General features: G+C 42.0%; 19 protein-coding genes and 2 pseudogenes. 19 read left to right on the forward strand and 2 right to left on the reverse strand.

The features are described from left to right. Positions 1-26 precede the first annotated feature (26 nt). From G9G54_RS24035 to G9G54_RS24055, 5 genes and pseudogenes are all read left to right on the forward strand, one after another. Positions 27-1,685, forward strand: a complete 1,659-nt coding sequence (locus tag G9G54_RS24035) for an extracellular solute-binding protein (RefSeq protein ID WP_238808405.1) — start codon at positions 27-29, stop codon at positions 1,683-1,685. A gap of 323 nt (positions 1,686-2,008) precedes the next feature. Then, positions 2,009-3,745 carry a sugar ABC transporter substrate-binding protein gene (locus G9G54_RS24040; protein WP_165179890.1) on the forward strand — a complete coding sequence of 579 codons (1,737 nt, stop codon included), beginning with the start codon at positions 2,009-2,011 and terminating at the stop codon, positions 3,743-3,745. Between the two features lie 61 nt (positions 3,746-3,806). Next, on the forward strand, positions 3,807-4,721 hold the full coding sequence (locus G9G54_RS24045) for an ABC transporter permease (RefSeq protein WP_165179874.1): 915 nt from the start codon (positions 3,807-3,809) through the stop codon (positions 4,719-4,721). Between the two features lie 13 nt (positions 4,722-4,734). Next, complete coding sequence (locus G9G54_RS24050; RefSeq protein ID WP_165179875.1) at positions 4,735-5,628, forward strand: carbohydrate ABC transporter permease; 894 nt, start codon at positions 4,735-4,737, stop codon at positions 5,626-5,628. A gap of 72 nt (positions 5,629-5,700) precedes the next feature. Further along, positions 5,701-6,551: pseudogene (locus G9G54_RS24055) on the forward strand (alpha-amylase family glycosyl hydrolase); the annotation flags it as partial. A 77-nt stretch (positions 6,552-6,628) separates the two neighbouring features. On the opposite strand, the gene G9G54_RS24060 reads toward G9G54_RS24055, so the two are convergent. Next, entirely contained in the window at positions 6,629-7,174 is a 546-nt protein-coding gene (locus G9G54_RS24060) for a TetR/AcrR family transcriptional regulator (protein ID WP_165179876.1), read from the reverse strand. 304 nt (positions 7,175-7,478) lie between these two features. Between G9G54_RS24060 and G9G54_RS24065 the strand changes: the two genes are divergently transcribed. The 6 genes from G9G54_RS24065 (at position 7,479) to G9G54_RS24090 (ending at position 12,361) form a co-directional block, all read left to right on the forward strand. After that, a complete protein-coding gene (locus G9G54_RS24065) occupies positions 7,479-8,528 on the forward strand; it encodes an NAD(P)-dependent alcohol dehydrogenase (protein ID WP_165179877.1) in 1,050 nt (349 codons plus the stop codon). A 206-nt stretch (positions 8,529-8,734) separates the two neighbouring features. Beyond that, entirely contained in the window at positions 8,735-9,937 is a 1,203-nt protein-coding gene (locus G9G54_RS24070; RefSeq protein WP_165179878.1) for a multidrug effflux MFS transporter, read from the forward strand. 65 nt (positions 9,938-10,002) lie between these two features. Next, positions 10,003-10,533 (forward strand): carboxymuconolactone decarboxylase family protein, encoded by a 531-nt coding sequence (locus G9G54_RS24075; protein WP_238808409.1) that lies wholly within the window; start codon positions 10,003-10,005, stop codon positions 10,531-10,533. 14 nt (positions 10,534-10,547) lie between these two features. Continuing rightward, the gene (locus G9G54_RS24080) at positions 10,548-11,009 is read left to right on the forward strand and encodes a cyclophilin-like fold protein (RefSeq protein WP_238808411.1); all 462 of its coding nucleotides are present in this window, start codon (positions 10,548-10,550) and stop codon (positions 11,007-11,009) included. An 80-nt stretch (positions 11,010-11,089) separates the two neighbouring features. Then, entirely contained in the window at positions 11,090-11,485 is a 396-nt protein-coding gene (locus tag G9G54_RS24085) for a cupin domain-containing protein (RefSeq protein WP_165179879.1), read from the forward strand. Positions 11,486-11,647: 162 nt separating this feature from the next. Further along, the gene (locus G9G54_RS24090) at positions 11,648-12,361 is read left to right on the forward strand and encodes a DUF3737 family protein (RefSeq protein ID WP_238808413.1); all 714 of its coding nucleotides are present in this window, start codon (positions 11,648-11,650) and stop codon (positions 12,359-12,361) included. A gap of 282 nt (positions 12,362-12,643) precedes the next feature. Here the strand turns inward: G9G54_RS24090 and G9G54_RS24095 are convergent, their stop codons facing one another. Then, positions 12,644-12,880 (reverse strand): hypothetical protein, encoded by a 237-nt coding sequence (locus G9G54_RS24095; protein WP_165179880.1) that lies wholly within the window; start codon positions 12,878-12,880, stop codon positions 12,644-12,646. A gap of 21 nt (positions 12,881-12,901) precedes the next feature. Between G9G54_RS24095 and G9G54_RS24100 the strand changes: the two genes are divergently transcribed. From G9G54_RS24100 to G9G54_RS25930, 8 genes and pseudogenes are all read left to right on the forward strand, one after another. After that, on the forward strand, positions 12,902-13,129 hold the full coding sequence (locus G9G54_RS24100; protein ID WP_165179881.1) for an SDR family oxidoreductase: 228 nt from the start codon (positions 12,902-12,904) through the stop codon (positions 13,127-13,129). A 408-nt stretch (positions 13,130-13,537) separates the two neighbouring features. Continuing rightward, a complete protein-coding gene (locus G9G54_RS25915) occupies positions 13,538-13,663 on the forward strand; it encodes a hypothetical protein (RefSeq protein ID WP_446723034.1) in 126 nt (41 codons plus the stop codon). Between the two features lie 149 nt (positions 13,664-13,812). Next, on the forward strand, positions 13,813-14,796 hold the full coding sequence (locus G9G54_RS24110) for a LacI family DNA-binding transcriptional regulator (RefSeq protein WP_165179892.1): 984 nt from the start codon (positions 13,813-13,815) through the stop codon (positions 14,794-14,796). Between the two features lie 200 nt (positions 14,797-14,996). Further along, entirely contained in the window at positions 14,997-16,232 is a 1,236-nt protein-coding gene (locus tag G9G54_RS24115) for an MFS transporter (RefSeq protein ID WP_165179882.1), read from the forward strand. Between the two features lie 11 nt (positions 16,233-16,243). Beyond that, positions 16,244-17,725 (forward strand): glycoside hydrolase family 32 protein, encoded by a 1,482-nt coding sequence (locus G9G54_RS24120; RefSeq protein WP_165179883.1) that lies wholly within the window; start codon positions 16,244-16,246, stop codon positions 17,723-17,725. Between the two features lie 874 nt (positions 17,726-18,599). Next, a pseudogene (locus G9G54_RS26290) lies at positions 18,600-18,713 on the forward strand (hypothetical protein); the annotation flags it as partial. A gap of 31 nt (positions 18,714-18,744) precedes the next feature. Continuing rightward, positions 18,745-18,861 (forward strand): hypothetical protein, encoded by a 117-nt coding sequence (locus G9G54_RS25925; protein WP_238808420.1) that lies wholly within the window; start codon positions 18,745-18,747, stop codon positions 18,859-18,861. Positions 18,862-19,098: 237 nt separating this feature from the next. Beyond that, positions 19,099-19,278 carry a hypothetical protein gene (locus G9G54_RS25930; protein ID WP_238808416.1) on the forward strand — a complete coding sequence of 60 codons (180 nt, stop codon included), beginning with the start codon at positions 19,099-19,101 and terminating at the stop codon, positions 19,276-19,278. Positions 19,279-19,317: the final 39 nt, after the last annotated feature.

Below are 19,317 nucleotides of genomic sequence, written 5' to 3' on the forward strand. Positions count from 1 at the left end.
TAAACCGGGCGAAAGAAGGGAAAGCGATGATTAAGAAGATGGCTGCATGTGTTCTTGTGGTCAGCTTAATTGCAGTGACCGTATATTTCAGCAAACCATACTTCCGGGAATCGCCGATGGGACCAACGAAAACAATCTCGGACACTGCCGCTGCCGATCCATTTGGGAAATATGAACATCCCGTTTCCATCCGACTGGGATATGCGGTAGACCCAACAGGCGCGGATCTCTCCGGAGGAGAAACACTTGAGAAGAATATATGGAAAACGGTGATTAAACAAAACCTTAACATTGATGTCCAGGTATTATGGCAGGTATCGAAGGAAAATCTGAGTCAGAAAATCGACCTGGCTATCGCCAGCAATGATCTGCCGGATGCCATGATTGTAAATCAGCTCCAGCTGAACGAGATGATCAAGGCTGGAGAAATTGAAGATCTAACCGAGGCATACAATAGCAGCGCATCACCGGAAATAAAAAAAATTATTGATAGCACAAACGGATTGGCTATGGAACAAGTGACCTTCGCTGGCAAGATAATGGCTGTTCCTTCTGTGACAGCGGAAGACTTCAGCATGCTCTGGATTCGACAGGATTGGCTGGACCGTCTTGGACTTAAGCCGCCGAAAACGGTAGATGATCTAGAAGCTATCGCCAAGGCCTTTGTGGAGAATGACCCAGATGGAAACAGTAAGCGGGATACGATTGGCCTTGCTTCAAGCACTGGACTGTATAACGATTTCAACAACAGTGCTTTTTCTTTTGATCTAACCCCAATCTTCGCAGCATATGGATCTTTTCCGGGATATTGGCTGAGCAAAGATGGAAAACCTGTATACGGTTCGGTTCTACCGGAAACGAAGGACGCCTTGGTCAAACTGCGTGAAATGTACGCCAAAGGCCTTCTCGATCCAGAACTGGGTATCCGCAAAGAAGCGGAAGAAACAGTTATTAACGGTCAGGCGGGGATGTTCTTTCAAGGTTTTTATGCTGGGTACTGGCCCCTTCCGAGCGCTTGGCAGAACGAGCCGGAGGCGAACTGGCAAGCATACGCACTCCCGCTGGATGCAAACGGAGCATACCATGTGAAGGTGGATAATCCGTCAAGTTCATTCTTGGTGGTACGAAAAGGATATGCTCATCCCGAAGCGATCATTAAAATTAACAATCTGTACCTTCGTGATGAGTTCAAGTACGGTACGCGTTTTATGCTGGGCCGCAATTTCTTTGCTCCGGCAGATGAAGCACGATATGAATCGAAGGCCGCGCAGGATATTCTGATGGGAACCAAAACACCCGCCGATTTCAAGGACAAGTCTGAATACAAATTGCTGGAAAACTTGGTTTCGACAATAAAACAAACCAAATTGAAGCCTTATGATCAATATGGTATTTCCTATTGGAATGTACACAGCGACAGCTTTATGCGGAGTTATTCGCTTCTTGTAGGCGGAAGAAATTTTTTCGATCCAAACATCCATAAAGTTCGAAGCCTTACCTATATACGAACTCCAACGATGGAGAAGGCTTGGGGTGAACTATCAAAACTGGAACATGATACATTTTTAAAAATTATTTTAGGCGCTGAACCGATCGATTCATTTGATCAATTTGTCGAGGAATGGAAGGAACAAGGGGGCGATCAAGTGACTGTGGAGGTGACTGCAGCCCATAATCATCGCTAAAGAACATCATGAATGTGATACGATAAATTCTATAAGACACTCTTAAAATTCCATTAATCAAGCCGACGATTCCTGTTACAGGAGTTGCCGGTTTTTTTGTTCTTCACTTTGATTAGTAAGTAAGGATAGACAAATGTATGTCGAAAGGTAGGATAAATGCTTACAAGCCAACTCTGGCTTTATGATCCCGGATGAAACCGCATACATTTATCTATCCAAACAGACGTTCAATCCCTATCTCGATTTGTCTTCTCCGAGCTATATAATGAAAGCGCAAACAACAATGATAGAGAAATATTCATAACGAAGGGGAATCGAATGTGATGAGAACTAAATGGTTCATAAAAAGCAAAATGTTGACGAGACGTCTGGCTGCGCTGTCGATGTCTGCCCTGGTGATTTCAACCCTTGCAGCCTGTGGGGGTTCCTCCAATCCTCCCACTGCGGAGGAAGCGGGCAAGTATGAGGCAACACCGGGAGACCCATTCAGTGCCTATAAAGACGAAATAACCGTAACGATGGGTCGTGTGACTACAGCCAACCCGAAACTGCCGGCTGGAGATACGTATGAGAACAACGCGTATACTCGGTTGGTTAAAGAAACGTTTAACGCTAAGATTAAAGACCAATTTGAAGCCAACGGAGAAGATTACAGCCGTCAGGTTTCTCTCGCCATCGCCTCTGGGGAACTGCCTGACATGATGCGTGTTGATTCCAAGGATGAACTCAAAGAACTGGTTGATAATGATCTGATTGAAGATATGACGGAAATTTACAAACAGTATGCCACAGATAACATCAAGAACATTTACGACTCTTATGAGGGCCGTGCATTAGACAGTGCGACGATAGATGGACGTTTAATGGGGCTTCCGGCTACTTCCCTAGATTCCGCGCCCACCATGGTCTGGGTTCGTCAGGATTGGCTGGATCTACTGGGAATCCAACTTGACGCAGACGGAGACGGGGCCATCAAACTGGATGATGTGGAGAAAACGGCTGAGGAATTCCTGAAAAGAGATCCTGGCCAATCTGGGAAACCGGTAGGTATTCCCTTTGTGAACACCCTGAATACAAGTGACTATAATGCTTCTGCCTATACCATGCTGGGAGTTGCCTCCACCAAGGGTGCATTCCCTCAATACTGGGTGAAGGGGAAGGACGGCAGCATTGTTTATGGCTCGACAACAAAGGAAACCAAGCAGATGTTAGGCGTCATGGCAGATTGGTTCAAGAGAGGCCTCATCGACCCGCAATTTGGAACACGCACATTTGATGATATTACGGCACTGTACACCAACGGCCAAAGTGGTATTGCTTTTGGACCATGGCATATTCCTGACTGGGGTCTGAGCAGCGTGAAGCAGATGGATAAGAATGCGAAATTCACGGCTTACACTTTGGAGGATGCAGACGGAAAGGTAAACGTGGCACACGCCAATCCAGCCAATCAGTTTATCGTTGTGAGAAAAGGATATGAACACCCGGAACTCGCCGTTAAAATAGTAAACCTTTTCTACGATAAACTGGCAAATGATAAAAATGTAGAAACATCTATGCCAGAAGCCGCCAAGTATCAAGAGAACGGCGTAGACGGTTCTACCAGACCTTTTAATATTGAAGTCAACTCGGCTACTTCGCTGCTGGATGATTACTCTGACATTGTTCGCGGAATTAAAGGGGAGATTAGTTTGGATCAGGTCCGGACAACAGAATCAAAGAACAATATTAAAAGTATTCAAACCTACTTGAGCGATATGGATACGGATAACGTAACAGCCTGGGCGAAATATCACTCGCGTATCAACGGAGTGGGACTCATCGACAAACTGACACGGGAAAACAAATTCGTTTGGATGACACCCGCCTTCTCTGGCACTACACCAAGCATGAAACAGACATGGGCTAATCTGACCAAGATGGAGCAGGAATCTTTCATCAAAATCGTGACTGGTGCAGAATCTCTGGATTACTTCGATACTTTCGTTAGCAATTGGAAGAAACAAGGTGGTGACCAGGTAATTCAGGAAATTGAAGACGAGGCTGCATCCGAAAAATAAACAATCATGAACTGCGAGAAGGGCTGCGATAGCAGCCTTTCTTCAGGAAAGGGGTCCATCCATGAAACAGGGAAATGATAGAGTAAAAGGTCGGTTGGGCACGGGTGCCATGTATCATTTGATGATGCTTCCGGGGATTTTATTTTTACTGGTATTCAGCTATGTTCCGATGGTCGGTGTCATTACGGCGTTTCAGGATTATATACCAGCCAAGGGGATGTTTGGCTCCAAATTTGTAGGGCTGAAGCATTTTATTTATATGTTTAAGCTGCCGGACATCGCACAGGTTTTTAGTAATACGTTGGTGATTGCCATTGCCAAGATTCTATTGGGAACAATGATGGCTATCATTTTTTCCATCTTATTAAATGAGATCCGCATCAAATTCGTTAAAAAATCCGTACAGACAATTGTTTATTTGCCACACTTTCTATCCTGGGTAGTTCTAGCATCCGTGGTTGTTAACATGTTCAGTTTGGATGGAATTGTGAATCAAATTTTGGCTTTTTTCGGTCTGGAGAATATTAATTTTCTCGGCAGCAACACCTGGTTCCAGCCGCTGATTATTGGGACAGACGTGTGGAAGGAGTTCGGTTACAGTTCCATCGTCTATTTGGCTGCAATTACTTCGATTGATCCGGGTCTGTATGAAGCGGCAGGAATGGATGGAGCCAGCTGGTGGAGAAAAGTATGGCATATTACATTGCCAGGCATGCTGCCTATTATCCTGCTCATGGGAGTGATGAGTCTGACCAATATTTTGAGTGCCGGCTTTGATCAAATTTATAATCTGTATAATCCGGTTGTCTATGAATCGGGAGATATTCTGGATACTTATGTATATCGGATTGGACTCGTTGGGCGACAGTATAGCTTCGGTACGGCTGTTGGCCTGTTCAAGTCAGTGATCGGTATTGTTTTGCTATTGTCCGCCAACCATTTGGCCAAGAAATACACCGACCGAAAAATATTCTAAGGAGGCAAAGCCTATGTCATATTCTGTAAGCCTAAAAGATCGAATTGGCCGGTTTGTCATCAATGCCATCGTCATATTTCTGGCATTGATCTGCCTTCTTCCGTTATGGAATATCGTTGCGATTTCATTCAGCAGCAGCGAGGCCGTGTCAGCTAATGCTGTAGGTCTCGTACCGGTCAATTTTACAACAGCAGCGTATATGAAAATTATCGATGATGCTCAGTTCTGGCGTTCCTTTGGCATATCTGTTCTACGTGTTGTGCTCACACTTATTCTCAACATGATTCTTATTATTTTAATGGCATACCCGCTCTCTAAGTCGAAAAGGGAATTTAGGGGCAGAAACATTTATATGAATGTCATGATTTTTGCCATGCTGTTCAGCGGCGGGATGATCCCGAGTTATCTACTGATCAAAAATCTCGATATGCTTAATACAATTTGGTCGCTTGTTCTACCGGGAGCTGTCCCTATATTCAGTGTCATCCTTGTCATGAACTTCTTCTCTGCTGTACCTAAGGCGCTAGAAGAAGCAGCATTCATCGATGGGGCGAATCCGCTCCAGGTCCTGTTCAAAGTGTATGTTCCCGTGTCCATCCCTGCGCTGGCGACGGTAGCACTATTCAGTATCGTGGGAACGTGGAATGATTTCTTTAGCGGTTTGATCTATATGACCCAAGTCAGCAATTATCCGCTAATGACTTATATTCAGTCCCTTAACGTGGATATTGCGGAACTTCTTCAATCAGGCACCAACTCAGCACAACTTAGCAACCTGACTGAAATTTCAAACAAAAATCTAAATGCGGCCAAAATCGTAGTCGCTGTCATCCCGCTGCTGCTGATTTATCCGCTGCTTCAAAAATATTTTGTGACTGGAATTGTTGTAGGATCGGTAAAAGAGTAATTGTATGCTGTGACTTGATTGAGATAAAAACACCTATTCGTGTATTGGAAGGGTTGTAATGAACAATGAAAAATAAAAAAATGGTGGAAAGAAACGGTTGTATACCAGATATATCCACGGAGCTTTCAAGATAGTAATGGTGATGGAATCGGCGATTTGAAAGGAATTGTTTCCCGTCTAGACTATTTGCAGCAACTCGGTGTCGGAGCAATTTGGCTATCACCAGTTTGTAAATCCCCTCAGAATGACTTTGGTTGTGATATTTCGGACTATCGGGATATCGATCCGATGTTCGGGTCTTTGGATGATATGGGGACGTTAATTCAAGAAGCTGGGAAACGTGACATTCGGATCATAATGGATTTGGTGTTAAACCATACTTCCGATGAGCATCCCTGGTTTCAAGAAGCAAAAAAAGTAAAGAAAATCCGTACCATGACTATTATGTCTGGAGAGATGGCGTTGGAGGAATGCCACCAAACGACTTGGGTTCCATATTTGGTGGTTCAGCTTGGGAATGGGTACCCGAGATAGGACAATATTATTTACACCTTTTTTCTGTAAAACAGCCGGATCTCAACTGGGAAAACCCAAAAGTCCGACAAGAGATTTACGAAATGATCAATTGGTGGATAAGCAAGGGTGTAGGCGGTTTTCGGCTTGGCGTAATTGACTTAATCGGAAAAGAACCAGATTTGAAAATTACCAACAACGGGCCGAATCTGCATAAGTATATCAGGGAACTCAGCAAGGAGACGTTTCAAAAAGCTGGAGATCTGCTGACGGTTGGAGAAACATGGGGCGCTACGCCAGAGATCGCCAAATTGTATAGCAACCCGGACGGCAGTGAGTTTTCAATGGTATTTCAATTTGAACATATCAGATTAACAAGGCTTGAGCTACGAAAAACTTGTGCATTATGGTATAAATGGATAATTTATGGGAATGGTCAGTTATCTTCAATCAGTATAGACTCTATTTAAACCTATTATTTAACCCTCTATAGACTTCTCTCCAATAAGGCTCCAACTTGTTCAGCCATGATTTGTGGCGGATACGGCATTTCATTTCTAATCCACCATTCTATTACCCCTACATAAGCGGTACCAGCATATTGCAACATAACGTCTTCATTTAAATCCACATTTCTTCCACTTTCTCTATCAATCTCACCTCTGAATCCTCCCATAACATAATCAAGAAGACGAGTTCTAAAAGAGGGGGCTCCTTTACTGGCTAACATAGTCGAAAAAAATAAATAATTTTTCTCAAAATACTCAAAAAAAGGTACAAGTCCATTGCTCCAATCCAGCTTACATGCCCATTCATCCATTTCGCCTAATTCATTCATGTGTGATTCGATCAGTTTATCCAACAAATCATATTTGTCCTGATAATGAAGATAAATCGTACCACGGTTTACGTTTGCCTGGTCTGCAATGTCTTGAATGGTAATGTCATCGAAGTTTTTTACAGCCATCAGTTCAATAACGGCTTTTTTCAAGGATTCTTGCGTTTTTAGAATTCTCCGATCCACTTTTATCATTTAGTCTTTCCCCCCTGACCAACTCAAAATAATGAACACTTTTCGTGATGATGTTGTTATTTCAACAAATTGCGCTTTTTTAACCATTGAACTTAGGCTTCTTTTTTATAATAATAGACGTGAGTTGATAAAACAACAAGTTTTGTTTATCCGCTCTCTGTGGCTCACTAATATTACCTAAAAGGAGAACTTAAATTTAGAAAGGAGGGATGTTCACTTGGTAGTTAATAAAAAAATGTGAATAATCATTACTAATTTCTAAAAAAGGACTAACAGATAAAATTGTATTCACTGGAGGTTATATATGATTAATGCTAATGCACGTGCTGTGTTCGGTCTGGAAGGTCCGTTCATACTAACTACAATTGAGCGCAGAGATCTTAAGCCGCATGATGTTCTCATTGAGATCAAGTATGCGGGTATTTGCCACTCTGACATCCATACCGTCCGTGGGGATTGGGGGCCAGTCCAATATCCTATCGTTCCAGGACATGAGATCGCCGGTGTTGTCGCCCAGGTTGGCTCGGAAGTCACAAAGTATACTGTTGGTGACCGAGTAGGAGTTGGCTGCATGGTTGATTCCTGTCGAGAGTGCGAGAGTTGCCGTAGAGGAGATGAGCAATATTGTCTTAATGGACATACGGGTACCTACGCAGCTATCGACAGATATGGACAATATACACAGGGGGGTTATTCCACCCACATCGTCGTAACGGAAGATTTCGTGGTTCGAATTCCTGACGGCATTGATCTTGATGTCGCCGCTCCGCTTTTATGTGCTGGGATCACAACGTACTCTCCGCTGCGCCATTGGGGTGCTGCTTCCGGCAAGAAGGTAGCAGTTGTTGGACTTGGCGGACTCGGACACATGGCTGTGAAGCTCGCTCATGCTATGGAAGCAGAAGTAACGGTTTTATCTCAAACCTTGAAGAAAAAAGAAGATGGTTTGAAACTAGGAGCGGACCATTATTATGCCACCAGCGATGCGGAGACATTTAAGAAGCTGGCCGGCACGTTTGATCTCATCGTGAATACGGTGAGCGCGAAAATTGATTTGAATGCCTACCTATCACTGCTGGCAGTGGACGGTACCTTGGTTAATGTCGGTGCGCCGCCGGAGGCATTGCCTGTTCAAGTATTCTCTCTTATCCCGCATCGTCGGTCGTTTGCTGGATCGGCAATCGGCGGTATTCGGGAAACACAGGAAATGCTTGATTTCTGCGCTGAACACCACATTACGCCTGAGATCGAGGTTATCTCCGCTAATCAGATTGATGAGGCATGGGAACGCGTACTTGCTTCGGATGTCCGGTATCGATTTGTCATCGACATCAGCACGATGGGGAACGAATAGGGATTCATTGCAGCAAAAAAATATCAAGGGCACGCCGGGTGGTGTGCCCTTGAGTTGGATAAGGAAAAGACAGATCTTCCGAAATTTATCTAAGACCCTTTGTATATCGGAGGGGTATACTGTCACAGGGTAATAAAACGACAAAACCTAAAGCAAATGCGTTGGCTTAAAGAATGTGCATTTAATCAATCATAGGAGTTAAAGGAATGAAATATAAGACCCAAAAAAATTCTCTCGGTTTTGCTCTAATATTGGCCACATTCTCGGCGCTGGGGCCGTTTACCGTCGATATGTATCTTGCATCACTTCCGCAAATCGCTGTTTTTTTTGGAACAAGTGCAACTGCCGTTCAAGCGAGTTTAACCACTAGCCTGTTAGGATTAGGGTTAGGACAGTTGATAATGGGGCCGTTAAGCGACATTTATGGAAGACGCCGGCCTTTGTTGATTTCCATGATATTATTTATCCTTTTCTCGATTGGATGCGCTTTTGCACCAAGCATAGAATGGTTTATATTTTTAAGATTTATTCAAGGGGTTGCTGCGTCCGCCGGACTCGTTATTTCGCGCGCTATTGTTCGAGATCGGTTTAGTGGGATTGAAATGACTAAGTTTATATCGTTGCTAACGATGATAAGCAATGTCGCTCCGTTAATTTCCCCTACGGCCGGAAGTACGGTCATGTCATACAGCTCTTGGTTAGGTGTATTTATATTTTTAGGGGTGCTAGGTATAGGATTAACTGGGATAACCATATGGGGGTTAAAGGAAAGCTTACCTGTACAGCAACGTGCTCCAAGCAGTCTCCGTTCGTTGATGAAAAATTATAACAGCTTGTTCCGAAAGCGGTCTTTTATGGGATATGCTCTCGTCAATGGCATATTGTTCGCAGGTGTTTTTGCCTATGTTGCGGGTACCCCATTTATTTATCAAAAGATATACGGCGTGTCGCCGCAACTGTTTTCGATCCTGTTTGCGTTGAATGGTCTTGCTATTATCTTGGGATCTCAATTCGTCAAACTGCTTGCAGGCCGGGTAACGGAAAATCGACTATTTTTGACCGGATTAATACTGTCATTTATATCTTCCGCTGCGGTCTTATTTATAGTACTAGTACATGGAGCATTATCAGCTATGTTTATTTCGATCTTCTTATTCGCCTTATCCATTGGGATCATTGGACCCATCTCTTTTACATTAGCAATGGAGTCGCAAGGGCATATTGCAGGGAGCGCTTCTGCCGTGCTCGGCACCTTACAATTCGCGTTAGGTGCCGTTACGTCTCCGCTTGTGGGAATTGCAGGCGAAAATTCCGCTATACCTTTTGGAATTATTATTTTTTCTACCAGTTTGTTATCTATAATTACCTATATCAATCTGGTTAAAGGGATAAAAAAATTATCCGTTTGATGCACTCCATATCAAAGGAGTATTGGCGCTCACTCTATGTATGCACCGCGTGAAACCAACCCCTAATGTACATCAATAAAGGCGCTCATTGGACTATTTTTAAAGAGGCCATTTACCAATGTGCGCCTTATTTAGGATTCCCCAAAACGCTAAATGCCATCGCGGAGATTAATGAAGTTTTCAAGGCCAAAAATATAGTGTTACTTCTCGAAAGCCAAAAGCAGGTTGAAGAAGAGAATCGGTTAGACAAAGGGCTTGCAGTGCAGGTAGAAATTTTTGGCGATATCATTGAAAAAAATAGGGATAATGCTCCATCCAATCAAAAGCATATGCAGGACTATCTTTCTGCCTTCTGTTTTGGGGACTTCTATACTCGTGGAGGTCTTGATCTGAAGACACGGGAGCTGCTGACCCTCTGTATCTTAAGCAGCCTGGGCGGTTGTGAAAGTCAAGTCAAGGCACATGTGCGGGGCAATCTGAATGTGGGCAATGACAAGGATATGATGATCACTGCCATCACTCACTGCCTTCCATATATGGGTTTTCCGAGAACATTAAACGCTTTAAGTTGCTTAAATGAAATCATTCCGGAATAGGTGGAGAGAATTTAGTGAAGAAACAGATTTCTCTATCCCTTGTTTTTTTGCTGACCCTTACCCTCATGGCTTGTGGCGGTAATACCATTGGAGGAAAAACTGTGGCCAATCAAACAACTAATATAAAAATAAAATTGATATTTAACAACGAGGAAGTAATGGTAAGCATGTACGATAATCCGACCAGCCAAGATTTTTTACAGAAACTTCCAATGACTATAACCTTCGAGGATTATGCTGGAACCGAAAAAATCAGCAGGCTAGAGAAAAGATTGTCCATTGAAGCTGCGCCGTCAGGCATCGATCCTTCCGTTGGAGATTTTACTTATTATTCTCCTTGGGGCAATTTGGCTATATTTTATCAAGATTTTGGTTATTCAAGTGGACTTGTAAAGCTAGGTCATATTGAGGTCGGAGTTGAAAAGCTTGTAAAAATGAACGGCAGTTTCACGATGACGATTGAGCAAGCCCAATAGCGTTAATGATTCCTAAAAAGTAAGAAGTCGATAGCATCGCGTTGGATAATAATAAAAATATAAGAAAGTAGGGATAAAAAATGAAGAATGAGCACTTAAGCAATAGCACACTCTTCCCATTGGGTCAAAAAGTCGAAAAAAATTTTATCGGTGACGCATACTTACAAATGGTGTTTACCGATCCAGCACCACTCAATACAGCAATTGGGAATGTAACCTTTGCTCCCGGTGCCCGCAATAACTGGCACTCTCATCATGCTGGGCAAGTGTTGTTGGTTATTGGCGGTGAAGGATGGTATCAAGAAGATGGAAAGCCAGCCCAATTACTCAAAACAGGCGATGTGGTAAACATTCCACCAAACGTAAAACATTGGCATGGTGCTACGAAGGACAGCTGGTTTGTTCACTTAGCTCTTACACCAGGACAAACAGATTGGTTAGAACCCGTAATGGATGAAGATTATACTAAACTTTAATAAATGAAGTAACACACAGAAACGGCAGACATCAATGCTGTCGTTTCTATTGAAGCTTCTCATAAACCAGGAACCCTCTGTTTCTAGTCTGCGGATATTCATCAAACGAATATGAGGTCAGGGAATATTTGAAGCTAGTACTGAGTGATTGGAGACAGTATTATGCAAACGATCGATCAACAAATACTTACTGGAGAACGAGCACTTTTCAAAAGAAATAACCTTACTATTACAAATTCTATTTTTGCAGATGGCGAGTCCCCACTGAAGGAAAGCAACGATATTACTATCGATAATAGCATTTTCAAATGGAAGTATCCCTTATGGTATTGCAATAATATTCGTGTTAGTAGCAGCACTTTCCTTGAAATGGCCCGATCAGGAATATGGTATACACATCAAATTGCCATCAGTGACAGCGTAATAGAGGCACCAAAGATATTTCGGCGTTCGAGCGGGATCCGACTGACAAATGTCGATCTACCCAACGCACAAGAAACCTTATGGAATTGCGCAGATATTCACTTGAATCATGTGACCGCAAAAGGCGATTATTTTGGAATGAATAGCGCAAATATCACCATCGACGATTTCACATTGGCAGGGAACTACGCATTCGACGGAGCAAAGAATATGGAGATTCGCAATGCAAAACTTATTTCAAAGGACGCTTTCTGGAATTGTGAGAATATCACCGTTTATGATTCATTGATCATCGGAGAATATTTAGGCTGGAATTCGAAGAACATCAATTTATCAACTGCACCATCGAAAGCAATCAGGGAATGTGCTACATGGACCGTCAAAGATTGGACGATTGATTCAATAACGGTTACCGGACACTCCTCCACGAAACGAATGGAAAATCTGCTTTAGAGATGCGTAAAAAATTCGTTTAGTTAGCGATCGAGAAGTTATATATGATGATCAAACTGAAATCGATTTGACCTCTTTGGCGGCCACAATGCGTTCATCGTTATTAAGCGTTTTGAGCCATAAGTGAAATATAAATGATTAAACCCCAGGGATCTTATCCATCTGGAAGAAGCCCTGAGGTTTTTTGTTATTGAGCAGGAAGGCCTTGTCCGTAGTAATACGAAGCGGTCTCAAAATCTTTTTGGTGATAATAAGCTTCAGCTATAAGGATATACAATTCACTTATTTTTTGTGCGCTTGCTGTTGTTGATATATGGTGCGAGCTAAAAAGAAGTGATCCAGAGCTTGTGCTAGATTTCCATAGCGGGAGTAGATTTGTCCTATTAAAATATTGAGCTGGGCTTTTAAATCCAGGTTCATATTTACATGCAAAAAATTATCACATATCCTTTGTGAAGAAGGCAGAATTATTAATATTTCCTCTGTAGCTGCTTTACGAGAGGAAGCTTCGACCTTCATTATGGTGCTTTCAAGGCCGGATTGATTGGATTAACCAAATCCTCAGCCCGTGAGCTGGCAAAATACAATATTAGTGTGAATGTGATCGCGCCGGGCCCGATCGCTTCGGAAAAGACAGATTCATTAAATGACGCTGTGATGGAAGGGATTATCGGGAATACGCCGCTAGGTCGCCTGGGTAAAAAATCCGAGGTTGGGGAGCTTGTGCTCCAACTTGCCAATCCGAAAATTGGTTATCTCACTGGATAAACCATTGTCATGGATGAAGGACGCTATATGCAATAATCATATTCGCTTTTTGTTGTATACTACCAGTTTCTACATGTAAAGCATGCCTCCCAAAAGCGGTAACACAGCCCCATCTTCTTCTACGAAATCACACATGAGATTCATTCCATTATGGTACGTTCATATATTAGTCCATATAAAATGACAAAAATCTCGGGATGTATACACTTAAATGGATACATTTATCCATATTACACAAGAAAGACGGACACAGTGATTTGAAAGGAATTACACAAAAACTTGATTACTTAAACGAGGGCAAACTCCATTCGGGGTGGATTTGGAGGTCAACTGCCTCTGGCTTATGCCCCTAATCCGTCTCCAAGTTACCATAAATATGATGTAACTGATTACTATCAGGTATACCCGCTGTGTGGGAGTCTAAATGATTTTCGCACCTTGATGGAAGCAGCGGACCGACAGGGAGTCAAGGTTTCATGGACCTTGTTATCAATCATTCAAGCAGCGAACATCCATGGTTCAAGGAGGCAGTAGCAACCTACAAAACAAATACCACTGTATATGGATGATATTACAGATTTGAATGAAAAGGGCTCGTAGGGTCAGATGTTTTTTCACGTTTAACCATGTTAAAATAATAGAATAATTGGAGACTTGGCATGGAGAGAAGGCAGGTTGAATCAATGAAACCAAAACTTAACGATGTTGCACAATTAGCTGGAGTTTCACCGACTACAGTTTCTCGCGTACTTAATAATCGTGGCTATATCAGTCAAGAAACGAAGGATCAAGTTCATAAAGCGATGCAGGAACTGAATTATTTACCAAATGATGTGGCTCGGTCATTATTTAGTAAACGAACAAATCTAATTGGATTAATCATTCCAACTACAAGCAACCCATTTTTCGGAGAGCTGACTTTTCATATAGAGAATATTTGTGCGTCATTAGGCTATAAGCTATTGCTTTGTAACAGTTTGAATCAGTTGGATAAAGAAGAATCTTATGTGGATATGCTTATGCGAAATCAAGTTGACGGTATTATCGTTGGTACACACAACCGAGGTATCGTAAATTATGAACAGAAGAATATTGCCGTCATTGCAATCGATCGCTTCCTATCCGATTCAATCCCAGTTGTAGGATCGGATAATTATATGGGTGGAAAGCTGGCGTCAGAACTGCTTATTAAAAAGGGGTGCAAGCATATCTTACACATAAATGGCCCTGTTGAATTAGAGACACCGGCAAGCTTAAGAAGAAAAGCATATGAAGATGTGATGAAGCAGTATGGTCGAAAGGCAATTACCTATGAAGTAGATGATCCCTTCCACCAACAGAATCACGATGAACCGATTAAACGCTTGCTCGATGAACATCCTGAAGTAGATGGATTGTTTGCGAGTAATGACTTGGTGGCTGCGTCTTTTATTGCTAAAGCAAGAAGAAGAGGAAAACGTGTTCCTGAAGATATTCGCGTAATTGGATATGACGGAACAGAAACAACCCGCAATCTTCTCCCTGAATTAACGACAATTCAGCAACCAATACAGGAGATCGCGAGATCTTCCATAGAGTTACTTATTAAAGAAATTGAAGGTGGATTCAGTGATGTCCCGCGAGAAACCTATCTACCAGTGAAACTTATTGAAGCTAGTACAGCTTAATACAATTTCCATAGTTTTCAGCATTGTGATATAAGGTGGAGCAATCCCTATTAGAGTAATTGAAATCAAAGAGGAGAGCTCTTTTCCTTTTAGAAATATGTCAAACGGTTGACATATGAAAGCGGTTGACATATAATCGATCTGTAAATACGGAAGTGCTTTCATTTACATTAAATGTTCAACTTAGAGGAGCGTTCGATATGAGAAAGTCAAAGAGCATGTACTGGAAACTAAGTGCCTATTTCTTCTTTTTCTTCTTTACTTGGTCAGCAAGTTATTCATTGTTCTCCATCTGGCTAGGGCAAGAAATCAGTCTGAATGGTGCTGAAACAGGTGTTATCTTTACTGTAAACGCTATCTTTGCGCTATGTATGCAACCGCTTTATGGCTATATATCTGATAAAATCGGATTAAAGAAGCATATTTTATTTCTAATCAGTTCTTTGCTCTTATTTGTTGGTCCTTTCTATATCTTTATCTATGGGCCGTTACTTCAATACAATGTATTCCTCGGCGCCATTGTAGGTGGATTATACTTGGGTATTTCTTTTTTGGCAGGGATCGGAGCCATCGAATCTTATGTCGAGAAAGTCAGCCGAAAATATGACTTTGAATACGGAAAATCTCGTATGTGGGGCTCGCTAGGTTGGGCAGCAGCAACATTTTTTGCTGGTCAGCTCTTCAATATCAACCCTAACATTAACTTCTGGATTGCATCCGTATCTGCTGTCATTCTGTTTATCATTATGATGACAATTAAAGTTGAAATGACAGATTCCGAGATGGAGCGAGCAGAATCTATTAACTTTAAGCAAATCGGCTATTTGTTTGCAAATAAGCATTTGTGGTTCTTCATTTTATATGTTCTTGGTGTTACCTGTGTTTACAATGTGTATGACCAGCAGTTCCCGAATTACTTTTCATCGACGTTCTCAACGGTTGCTTTAGGCAATCAAGTTTACGGTTACTTAAATTCCCTACAAGTATTCTTGGAAGCAGGCATGATGTTCTTAGCGCCTTTCATTGTCAACAAAATTGGAGCAAAAAAGGGTCTGATATTGGCAGGGTTCTTGATGGCATTCCGGATCATGGGTTCAGGCTTAGTTATTGGACCTTATGGTATCTCAGCTATGAAATTGATTCACGCATTGGAACTGCCAATCATGTTGATCTCCGTATTTAAGTACTTGGCTGCTAATTTCGATACGCGTCTGTCTTCGATCTTGTATCTGGTGGGATTCCAGTTTACGAGTCAGGTAGGAGCTTCGATCTTCTCGCCAATCGCCGGTATGTCTTATGACATTAGAGGCTTTGCAAATACGTACGTGATTATGGGTGTTTTCGTATTTGCCTTTACAACAATCTCAATCTTTACCTTAAAGAAAGAACCGAAAAAGCTGAATCCCAAGCCTAACAAGCATATTGAAACAGCATAGGAGGAAGACAGATGAACACATATAATAACAATACGAAGCAAGCTGAGGAAGCATTGAAACAGGCAGAAGCGAAAATGAACAAGCGGTACCGATTAGGTTATCATATTATGGCACCAGCAAACTGGATTAACGACCCAAATGGATTAATTCAATTTAAAGGTGAATATCACGCCTTCTATCAGCATCATCCTTATGATGAGAACTGGGGTCCAATGCATTGGGGTCACGTGAAGAGTAAAGACCTTGTACATTGGGAGCATTGTCCGATTGCATTAGTACCTGGAGATGCGTGTGATCTTGATGGCTGCTTCTCAGGAAGCGCAGTAGATAATAACGGCGAACTGACATTGATCTATACTGGCCATCACTATATTGATCAACCAAACAATATCTTTTTCCAAAATCAAAATGTGGCAGTAAGCACAGATGGCATTCATTTTACAAAACTAAGGCAGAATCCCGTAATCGCTGAACCTCCGATAGATAGCTCCCAGCATTTCCGTGATCCGAAGGTATGGAAGCATGAGGATACATGGTACATGATCCTAGGTAACAGCACGAAAGAAGATCTGCCGCGTGTTATTCTATATACATCTCCTGATCTTAGAACTTGGACCTATCATGGTGTGCTTCTGCAGGGAGATAAGAATATGGGCTTCATGTGGGAGTGCCCTGATTTCTTTGAACTGAACGGTAAGCATATATTTATGTTCTCCCCACAAGGTATTGATGCGCAGGGAGATAAGTACAATAACTTGTTCCAGACGGGATATTATGTTGGCGATTATAATTATGATAGTAATGAATATAAGCATGGAGAGTTCATCGAGTTGGATAATGGTCATGACTTCTATGCGGTTCAAACTTTTCTAGATGATCAAGGTCGCCGCATTGCGATTGGTTGGATGGATATGTGGGAATCGGATATGCCGACGAAAGCAGACGGCTGGTGTGGAGCAATGACGATCCCACGTTTAGTTACGTTGGGTGACAATAATAAAGTACTGATGAATCCAGTAGAAGAAATGAAGTTGCTTCGTCAAAGTGAACATATTTTGTGTCAATATGGTGCCATTTCTGGAAGTTACTTTGAGGAAGTTGAAGCCGACCTGCTTGAACTTAAGGTAGTGTTCGACCTCACGAAGTCAAGTGCAGACATGGTAGGCTTGAAGTTTCGTGGAACAGGTCGAGAAGAAACGGTTATCACATATTCTATTCCGGAGCAGAAACTTATGCTTAATTGTTCTAAATCAGGTAAGAAGACAGATGGAGTACGTCAAACAGCCTTCAATGCTGAGGGGCAGCTGACATTGCATGTATATCTGGATCGCTCATCCATTGAAATGTTTGCAAATGAAGGGCAAGCTACGATGACAAGTCGCATCTATCCGAGTGAGAAATTGCTAGGCATAGAAATCATAACGGAGGGTGGAGAGGCTCTAGTAAATGAATTGACCTATTGGAAATTGAAAGATATATGGCAAGCTGAATAACTCAATGAAAAGATTGCAGTTCATATTATGTAAAAGAAAAGTAAGATTTTATCTCGCTAAATTACTTAAGATAATCGGATTAAAGACGACACTGCAGAAAATATGTAGTGTCGTTTTTTTAAGGCGATAGAATTAATATTTTTTAAAGGCAAATGAGTGGATATTTAGTCTTGAATGAAGGAGCATAAAATTGTAAAAATCAGAGGTGAATATAAAATAAACATGAGCATCTTAGTCACCCTTTATCAAAATAGGGTGACTAAGGTGTCAAATAAAGTTGTGAGTTCTGAAGCAAGGGCGTTCATGGATTAATGAGCGTCCTTTTTTCGTTCCTGGTTGCACTCTAGGCTTGGTTTAAACCAAGCTTGGTTTAAGGGAGGGTTCCAGATAGGGAAGAAATCGGACCGTCTGCAGGAGGATCGGACGTGTTGCAGCTGCCGCGGCCAGACCAAGAGCTTCGTTCCTTTGCCGGAAAGAACAAGAACTTGTGAACATTTGTAGATACATTTAGTTTACAAAATAAAGAAGGACGATTAGATAAAATTAAATAAAAGTTGCCATTTTCGAGTTATTTAATATATTTTTGTGCAAATGTAAAATCAAAAAGCTCATTCATCCAAAAATATTTGGAATGCAGTAAAAAAAATTGACAAATGCACGCTGTTGGATTATTTTGGTTCATAAGAGATGCATTTTTCAGGTACACTAAGCAGTTATTTGCACGCATTCCAATTTAGTTGCCAAGCTAGTTGAATCACTTCTATTAAGATCCTAAATAACCTAAAAGGGGGGTGAGTAACATTAAAGAAATACATTTATCTGGTGAGATGAGTAGCAGAAAAGGACCAATGAATATTTTTTATAAAAATAAATACAGCCCCAATTACACTATTCGCCTAAGGAAAATTGGATGAATGATCCCAACGGCATGGTGTACCATGAAGGAGAGTACCACCTGTTCTACCAACATACCCCTTATGATACACAGCCAAGGTAACCCTGTTTTGTTCCCAACGAAAATGCTAGACTTTCGTGATCCGAAGGTGTTTTGGTATGACGAATCGTCAATGTGGGTAATGGTTCTTGCCGTAAGAGACCGTGTAGAATTTTACACGTCTCCGAATCTTAAGGAATGATCTTTTGCAAGCGGTTTCAATTCCGATATTCCGGGTATCCATCGAGGGATATTTTTGAATGTCCTGAGGTATTTAAAATCCAAGTGGATGAAGATTCCAATATCACTAAGTGGATTCTGATGCTAAGTGTCGGGGATAGAAATGGTGTGAATCCAAACGATTCAGAACCACCGGCAGGCGGATGTGACCTGGGATGGCATTCCGAACGAGGACGCGTGAAAGTTTTGGGTCGGCTGGATGAACAATTGGCGTTATGCTTCCACTCTTCCTTCAGAAGAATGGCGTGGTCACATGTCAATCCCCCGAGAGATACAGCCTAGGACGTATTCGGAGGGAATTTGCTTAATCCAAACACCCATAAGTGAATTAAGTCAGCTAAGAGCTGTTCCCGTTGATTCGAAAGGCTGTGCTACATAACCTGAACGGCTATGTCAACTCTAGTGTCATACTGGATCA

This window comes from Paenibacillus sp. EKM212P, assembly GCF_011066115.1.
GTDB lineage: Bacteria > Bacillota > Bacilli > Paenibacillales > Paenibacillaceae > Paenibacillus > Paenibacillus polymyxa_B.

Coding starts and splice junctions, on each gene's coding strand:
- G9G54_RS24035 (WP_238808405.1), top strand. CDS start 27: ATGATTAAGAAGATGGCTGCATGTGTTCTTGTGGTCAGCTTAATTGCA.
- G9G54_RS24040 (WP_165179890.1), top strand. CDS start 2,009: ATGAGAACTAAATGGTTCATAAAAAGCAAAATGTTGACGAGACGTCTG.
- G9G54_RS24045 (WP_165179874.1), top strand. CDS start 3,807: ATGAAACAGGGAAATGATAGAGTAAAAGGTCGGTTGGGCACGGGTGCC.
- G9G54_RS24050 (WP_165179875.1), top strand. CDS start 4,735: ATGTCATATTCTGTAAGCCTAAAAGATCGAATTGGCCGGTTTGTCATC.
- G9G54_RS24060 (WP_165179876.1), bottom strand. CDS start 7,174: ATGATAAAAGTGGATCGGAGAATTCTAAAAACGCAAGAATCCTTGAAA.
- G9G54_RS24065 (WP_165179877.1), top strand. CDS start 7,479: ATGATTAATGCTAATGCACGTGCTGTGTTCGGTCTGGAAGGTCCGTTC.
- G9G54_RS24070 (WP_165179878.1), top strand. CDS start 8,735: ATGAAATATAAGACCCAAAAAAATTCTCTCGGTTTTGCTCTAATATTG.
- G9G54_RS24075 (WP_238808409.1), top strand. CDS start 10,003: ATGTACATCAATAAAGGCGCTCATTGGACTATTTTTAAAGAGGCCATT.
- G9G54_RS24085 (WP_165179879.1), top strand. CDS start 11,090: ATGAAGAATGAGCACTTAAGCAATAGCACACTCTTCCCATTGGGTCAA.
- G9G54_RS24090 (WP_238808413.1), top strand. CDS start 11,648: ATGCAAACGATCGATCAACAAATACTTACTGGAGAACGAGCACTTTTC.
- G9G54_RS24095 (WP_165179880.1), bottom strand. CDS start 12,880: ATGAAGGTCGAAGCTTCCTCTCGTAAAGCAGCTACAGAGGAAATATTA.
- G9G54_RS24110 (WP_165179892.1), top strand. CDS start 13,813: ATGAAACCAAAACTTAACGATGTTGCACAATTAGCTGGAGTTTCACCG.
- G9G54_RS24115 (WP_165179882.1), top strand. CDS start 14,997: ATGAGAAAGTCAAAGAGCATGTACTGGAAACTAAGTGCCTATTTCTTC.
- G9G54_RS24120 (WP_165179883.1), top strand. CDS start 16,244: ATGAACACATATAATAACAATACGAAGCAAGCTGAGGAAGCATTGAAA.
- G9G54_RS25925 (WP_238808420.1), top strand. CDS start 18,745: ATGCTAGACTTTCGTGATCCGAAGGTGTTTTGGTATGACGAATCGTCA.
- G9G54_RS25930 (WP_238808416.1), top strand. CDS start 19,099: ATGAACAATTGGCGTTATGCTTCCACTCTTCCTTCAGAAGAATGGCGT.